The organism is Arthrobacter sp. SO3 (assembly GCF_020532825.1).
Lineage (GTDB): Bacteria > Actinomycetota > Actinomycetes > Actinomycetales > Micrococcaceae > Arthrobacter.
In genome coordinates this window covers 1-6885 of the sequence record NZ_MQTS01000156.1, presented here as the reverse complement: position 1 = coordinate 6885, position 6885 = coordinate 1, and the positions used below count along the sequence as shown (strand labels likewise).

Below are 6885 nucleotides of genomic sequence, written 5' to 3'. Positions count from 1 at the left end.
CCGTGCCCGCCAGCACCTGCAGACCGGCGGTCCCCATGTCCATGGGGCCCAGACCTTTCGCTTTCTGCGTAGTCGCGTACGCCTGCTGCCCCACGGGCGGAGCCGGCACGAGGTTGGCCTCATAGGTCGTCTGCGGCGGCGCCGCTCCGGCGTCGGGCATGGAAGTGGTGTAGCTCCGCTCGAAGTGGGCGCACTGTGCGGCCAGGGCATCCGTTTTGTTGAAGTCCGCGGCGGCAAGCTTTTCGGGCGGGGCGCTCCTGATCACGAAAACGATGGTCGCCTGCGACGGCTGCGCGGCGAGGGGCAGGCGTCCCTCCGCGAAGTTCACGCCCAGTTCGGTGCCCCGCCCCGTGGTCTCCATCTCCTCGAACATGCGGAAAGCGGAGCAGTGATCCGGCGTCGTGGTGCCGGTGCTGCCCGGCCCCTGGAAGTTCCTGGCCATGTCACGGAGCGTCCGCGTGTCAATCACGAGCCCTTGAAGAGTCCGTGAGCGCACAACAGCCGTCGCCAGATCGACAAGCTCCTGATCCGTATATACCTCGCCGGGCACCGCGGCGGCGGGGGATGCGCTCGCGGGGGAAGTGCTGCCGGGCGCGGACGACGTCGGCGCGCCCCAGGGTGGCGGGGAGCAGCCGGCGAGGGTCATGATGGCCACCGCCGCGCCGGCCATCCAACGGCGGCGCCGCATCTACAGGCCGGCCCTGGCGAAAACCTGGCTGATCACGGCTGCGAGCCCGTCGGCGCCGGACTGCACCTCGGCATCCGAGTACTTAATAACGTTGGCCTGCACCGTCAACGTTCCCTTTCGGGCCCCGACCAGGACGTGCCGCTCGCCGGTCCCGTCGGGGAGTTGGTAGGCGACGGCGTAGCTGGAGTCCGCGGCGAGGCCCACGCTCAGATGCTGGAGGTCCGACCACTGGCGGGTGCTGCCACCCATGCCCTCCTGGATCGTGGCGCAGTCCCGAAGCGTGGCCGCAACGGTGTCGAACACGTACGGCTGGGTTGCCGTTGTCGGCATGCTGGCCACCATGAGATCGATGAAGTCCATCTTGTTCGAACCCTGGATCGTCCCCTGCCCGACCACCGAGCCCGGCAGGACTGATGGGTCGCTATAGGTGCACGGAGCCGGGGACCCCTGCGAGGGAGTGCCGGGATTCACGCCGGGCCGCTCTGCGCCAATGACAGCGGCGCTCGGCCTGTCCACCGTGTTGCCGTTTGGTCCGGTGACGCCCCTGAGCAGGGCTGCGACATCATCAGGAGTGCGCGGGTTCGGCGGGGCCGGCGCCACTGACGGAGGGTGCTGCGCAGCCTGGTCGATGAGCTCCTGGGCCAGCCCGGCCATGGAATCGAGGGCCGGGCGGGCGTCTGCCTCGGAGTTCAGCTCGGCCACGGAAAGAGTCAGGCTGACGGATAACGTACCTGCCAGCACCTGGAGCCCCACCGAGCCGTAGTCCTGGGGCTGGTGGGGCTTGGTGTTCTGCATCCAGGCGAACCTCTTCTCCCCGGCCGGCGGTGCCTGGAGAAGCTGGACGGCATACATCGAGCTCCTGCCGGACTCCGTGTACGCGAGGTCGAACTGGCCGCAGCGGCCAACCAAATCGTCCGTGTAGTTGAAGTCGGCCTGGGAGATCGCGTCCTTCTCAGCGCTCCGGACCGTGAGAGTGACGGTCGTCGTCGGTCCCGACTGTGCCGCGATGGGGATCCCGCCCTGGGCCATGTTCACACTTTTGTCGGCCCAGCCGGCGAACGGGTTCCGGGGAGCGAGGACCACACAGTCACCGGGCGTCGTCTCCATTGTCGTGATGGGTCCGGCACCGCCCGACACCGCGCTGCGCAGGCGCTGGGAGTCCATGGCCCCTCCCTGGACCTGCCGGTTCTGGGCCACGGCGTTGATGATCGCCATCAGCTCCTGGTCCGTGTAGACCTTGTCCGGAGTGCCCGCCGATGGGGCGGTGCTGGACGACTGACCCGCCGTCGTCGGGCCGCCCGGCGCGGAGGGCCCGGACGAACATCCAGCCAGGGCCAGCAGGACGACGGCGGCGCAGGCAAGCCGCCGCCGGTGCCTCGCCGCCGGCGCCGCCCGGAAAGATCCAGCTGTCCCAACTGCCCGAGCGGACATCCCAGGCCCCCTTTAGCTTGTAGGCCACAGGCTACGTTTCAGTAGGGAACCCCAAGTAGGGCACTTTGACCTGACATTGCAGACGGCCGGGCAGGGATCAGAAACGCCGGACCTGCAGGTACCGGTCGACGAGGTAGTCCGCAATGGCCAGGCACGACGTCGCGGCCGGCGACGGGGCATTCCGCAACAGCGTCACCGGCCCGACCTGCTCCACGGCGAAGTCGTCCAGCAGCGCCCCGTCACGGCCCCACGCCTGGGCCCGGACACCGGCCGCGGTCTTCGCCGTGAGGTCCGACATGGTGAGCTCGGGGATGAAGCGCCGGGCCTTGCGGTAGTAGAGGGACTTGACAAGCGACGCGCTGATCTCGTCCACCCCCATCCGCCAGTGCTTCTTCGCCAGCGGACCCGCCCCGGGCCACCGCAGCGAGTTCCAGGTGTCCTTCGCCGAGACCGCGAGCCACCGGTAGCCCTCCCGGGCGAGCGCCGGGACAGCGTTGGGACCCACGTGCACGTCGTCGTACACGCCGCGGGTGAAGTGCACGCCGAGGAAGGGAAAGCGCGGGTCAGGCACCGGGTAGATCATCCCCTGCACCAGGGCAGTCCGCTCCGGTTTGAGTGACCAGTATTCGCCGCGGAAGGGGAGGATTTTCGGTGCGGGGTCGGCGCCCACCAGGCGGGCCACGACGTCGGACTGCAAACCGGCGCAGGCAATCACCCGGTCGAAGCGGTGCTCCGACCCGGGAGTGCCGGCCCGCACGGTGGCGCCCTCGACGGCCAGCGACACCACCTCCTGTCCGAGCAGAATGTTGCCGCCGGCTTCCCGGATGTCCTGGGCCATCGCCTCGGTAATCGCCGCGAAGTCGACGACGGCGGTGTGCGGCGAGTGGACCGCCGCCACGCCGGCGACGTGCGGTTCGATCTCGTGCAGCCCGGCGGCGCCGTTGATCCGGGCAAGGCCGGGCACGCCGTTCGCCCTGGACCGCTTTTCGATTTCGGCCAGGGCGGGCAGCTCGGACTCGTCGACTGCGACCACGAGCTTGCCGACTTCCCGGTAGGGGAGGCTTTTCTGCAGGCAGTAGTCCCGCAGGGCCGACCGTCCCGCGACGCACAACTGTGCCTTCAACGATCCTGCGGCGTAGTAGAGACCGGCATGCACGACGCCGGAGTTGTGGCCGGTCTGGTGGGTGGCCAGCCGGTGCTCCTTCTCGAAGACGGTGACCTCGCCGAATCCGCGCTGCACGAGGGCCCGTGCCAGCGCGATGCCCACGATCCCGCCACCAATGATTCCGATTCGTTCGCTCACGTCAATGCATCCTTGTCGCCTCGGTCTTCACGCGAGTATAGAGCCGATGCCCGGGCGGTGGTGCGTCCTGCCCGCCAGCTGTGGCATGCTTCCCCTTGAGTCAACTTCCCCTACCGATCAGGCCAGGCCTTGCCCCGTTCCGTCCCCGCTCCGACGCTGGACTCAGCCGGCATCTTCCACCGCGACTACGTGCTGGTGACGCTGGGCGCCTGTGCTCTCGTGTTCCTGGCCGCATTCGAATCATTGGCGGTGACCACGATCATGCCGCTGGTCAGCCGTGAGCTGGATGGGGCCGCCCTCTACGCCCTGGCGTTCGCCGGCCCGCTCGCCACCGGCGTCATCGGGATGGTGGCCGCGGGCAACTGGTCCGACAGGCGCGGCCCGGTGGGCCCTTTGTACGCGTCCGTCGCCATGTTTGCGCTGGGCCTGCTGATCGCCGGAACCGCAGCGACCATGCCTGCCCTGGTGGCCGGCCGGCTGGTCCAGGGCCTCGGCGGCGGCGCCATGACGGTGGCGCTGTATGTGGTGATAGCCCGGGTCTATCCGCCCGAACTGCACCCGAAGATCTTCGCGGTATTTTCCGCAGCCTGGGTGATTCCCTCGCTGGTTGGGCCCTTCGCCGCCGGCCTCGTGGCGCAGCTGCTCAGCTGGCACTGGGTGTTCCTCGGCGTGGTGGGGCTGGTGGTGCCAGCCCTGCTGATGATTGTGCCGGCACTGCGCGGGCTGCACGGCACGCCCGACGGCGGGACCCCGGCGGGCGCCGCGCCGGGGGACATGTCCGATCCTGCTCCGCGGAAGTCCTCGGCCTCCGGCAGGCTGGCCTGGGCCGCCCTCGCGGCGCTCGCCGTGCTCGGCCTGAACCTCTCGGCCAGGCTTCCGGTGGCCGGCGGAGCCGTGGCGGTGGCGGCCGTCGTCGTGGCCCTCATCGCCGTCCGCCCGCTGCTGCCGCGGGGCACCCTGACCGCGCGCCGCGGACTCCCCAGCGTCATCCTCACCCGCGGCCTGGCCGCCGGCGCGTTCTTCGGCGCCGAGGTCTACCTGCCCTACCTGCTGGTGGAGCGCTACGCCTTCTCGCCCACCTTCGCCGGCCTGACCCTGACCGGCGGCGCCGTCGCCTGGGCGGCAGGGTCCGCGATCCAGGGCCGGCTCGGGCCGCGCCTGGATCACCGCCGCGCGGTTCGAACCGGCGCGGCCCTCGTGCTCGGCGCCGTCGTCCTGGTGCTGGCGGCCACGGTGCTGACCTGGCCGGCCGCCGCCGTGATCACCGCCTGGGTGTTCGCCGGAGGCGGCATGGGGCTGATGTACGCGCGGCTGAGCGTGATGACCCTGGCCCTGTCCAGCAAGGAAAACGAGGGCTTCAACAGTTCGGCGATGTCCATTTCCGACTCGCTCGGCGGAGCGCTGTCCCTCGCCACCACGGGCATCATCTTCGCCGCAGTCCCGACGGCGGCGGCGTCCTTCGCCGGGGTCTTCGCCCTGACCGCGCTGATCGGCGTCGCCGCGGTCGCGGTGGCCCCGCGGGTCGCCCGGCGCCGGTAGGGCGGCCGCCCGCCGGGACTTGGCCCGGTGTGCTGCCGCCCGCTGGGGCACGCGAACTCCGGCCGGTTGGATCCGGCCGGAGTTTGCGTGCCCGGGACCTTCTCCCGGGTTCCCGGGAGATGGGTGCTGCCTAGCCCGCTACCGGGACTGCCTCGGCGTCGTGGACGGCTTTCCATTCGGCGATCCGGGCCTGCTGCAGCGGTGTCTGGCGGTTGAAATGCCAGGCCGCGCCGAGGAGCAGGAACCAGACCGGGGTTACCAGCAGGGCGAGCCGGGTGTCGTCGGCCTGGCCAAGTGCCACGAGCATGAAGCCGAAGAAGGCGAGCACGACGTAGGGCATGAAGGCTGAACCGGGCATCTTGAACTTCGACGCCGCATGCAGGGCGGGCCGGCGGCGGCGGAACACGATGTAGCTGATGAGGATCATCGACCAGACGAACATGGTCAGCACGGAGGCCACCGACGTGACGATGGTGAAGGCGCCGATGACGGAGTCGCCCGCGTAGAGCAGGACCAGCCCGGCCAGCAGGAAGATGCAGGAGAACAGCAGGGCGTTCTGCGGGACCTTGCGGGAGCTCAGCTTCCCGAAGGCCTTCGGGGCGTTGCCGTCCTGGGCGAGGCCGTAGACCATGCGGGAGGTGGAGTAGATGCCGGAGTTGGCACTGGAGGCGGCGGAGGTCAGCACCACCAGGTTGATGACCACCGCGGCGATGCCCAGCCCGGCGAGCGTGAACATGCCGATGAACGGGCTGCTGGCCGGGTCGATGCTGTGCCAGGGGTTGACGGCCATGATGACCACCAGGGCGCCAACGTAGAAGAGCAGGACGCGGACGGGGATCGAGTTGATGGCGCGCGGCAGGTTCTTCTCGGGATCCTTCGTTTCAGCGGCTGCCGTGCCCACGAGTTCGATGCCGGCGAAAGCGAAGATGGCGATCTGGAAGCCGAGGACGAAGCCGAACATGCCGTGCGGGAACATGCCGCCGTCGTTCCAGAGGTTGGACAGGCTGGCCACCGCGCCGTTGGGGGAGGTGAAGTGGGTGGCGATCATGACGATGCCGGTGATGATGAGGGCGAGGATGGCGACCACCTTGATGATGGCGAACCAGAATTCCGCTTCGCCGAACGCCTTGACGCTGGGCAGGTTCAGCAGGATCAGCACGACCGGGGTGATCAGGGCCGGGATCCACAGCGGCGTGCCGGGTGCGAGCTTGTCGACGTATCCGGCGATCGCGACGATGTCGGCCACACCGGTCACCACCCAGAAGAACCAGTAGGACCAGCCGGTGAAAAAGCTCGCCCAGGGGCCCAGAAGGTCGCCGGCGAAGTCGCTGAAAGACTTGTAGTTCAGGTTGGAGAGGAGGATCTCGCCCATGGCCCGCATGACGAAGAACAGCATGGAACCGATGATCATGTAGACGAAAATGACGGACGGGCCGGCCAGGGAAATGGTTTTGCCGGAACCCATGAACAGGCCGGTTCCGATGGCGCCGCCAATGGCAAGCAGCTGGATGTGGCGGTTGCCCAGGGCGCGGGCGAGATGCGGTTCGTTGTGCTGGCCCTTCGTGGCAGATTCCGACTCGGTGCTCTTGGGCACCAAAATTGTGCGTTCAGTCATCAGGCTTCTTTCCTTGTCCCAAGCGGCAGGTGGCTCAGCTGTGATGCCGCGACGGTGGCCGCGCGGATCCGTCGCAGGTGTGACGGAGGTAACAGTTCGGGCCGGTTGTTCAAGACTAGGGCCAGGACCGCGCCCCTTCCGCGGGGGGCGGGGGCGACCCGGACGCGGCTGTCTGCTGGCGGCCGGCGGCGCTGCGGCCCCCCGGTCGGGTCCGGCCCCGGCGGCGGAAAAGGGGTGTTTCCCGGCGTCAGGGCCGGATTTTGCGACGCCGGCGGAGGCCGCTGCCCGGGCCTCGGGTGGGGCGCGGGG

General features: G+C 69.2%; 4 protein-coding genes and 1 pseudogene. 1 reads left to right on the top strand and 4 read right to left on the bottom strand.

All coding sequences use genetic code 11. The features are described 5' to 3' along the window. The 3 genes and pseudogenes from BJQ90_RS14510 to lhgO all read right to left on the bottom strand — a co-directional run. Positions 1-688, bottom strand: a pseudogene (locus BJQ90_RS14510) (hypothetical protein); the annotation flags it as partial. After that, a complete protein-coding gene (locus tag BJQ90_RS14505; RefSeq protein WP_226760950.1) occupies positions 689-1903 on the bottom strand; it encodes a hypothetical protein in 1215 nt (404 codons plus the stop codon). 313 nt (positions 1904-2216) lie between these two features. After that, entirely contained in the window at positions 2217-3422 is a 1206-nt protein-coding gene (gene lhgO / locus BJQ90_RS14500) for an L-2-hydroxyglutarate oxidase (RefSeq protein ID WP_226760949.1), read from the bottom strand. Between the two features lie 129 nt (positions 3423-3551). Between lhgO and BJQ90_RS14495 the strand changes: the two genes are divergently transcribed. Next, positions 3552-4961 carry an MFS transporter gene (locus tag BJQ90_RS14495; RefSeq protein ID WP_226760948.1) on the top strand — a complete coding sequence of 470 codons (1410 nt, stop codon included), beginning with the start codon at positions 3552-3554 and terminating at the stop codon, positions 4959-4961. A gap of 130 nt (positions 4962-5091) precedes the next feature. On the opposite strand, the gene BJQ90_RS14490 is transcribed toward BJQ90_RS14495, so the two are convergent. After that, positions 5092-6576 carry an amino acid permease gene (locus BJQ90_RS14490; RefSeq protein ID WP_226760947.1) on the bottom strand — a complete coding sequence of 495 codons (1485 nt, stop codon included), beginning with the start codon at positions 6574-6576 and terminating at the stop codon, positions 5092-5094. Positions 6577-6885 lie beyond the last annotated feature (309 nt).

What these genes read in the sequence shown, in the direction of transcription:
- BJQ90_RS14505 (WP_226760950.1), bottom strand. Translation starts at nt 1,903, where the DNA reads ATGGCGATCATCAACGCCGTGGCCCAGAACCGGCAGGTCCAGGGAGGG.
- BJQ90_RS14490 (WP_226760947.1), bottom strand. Translation starts at nt 6,576, where the DNA reads ATGACTGAACGCACAATTTTGGTGCCCAAGAGCACCGAGTCGGAATCT.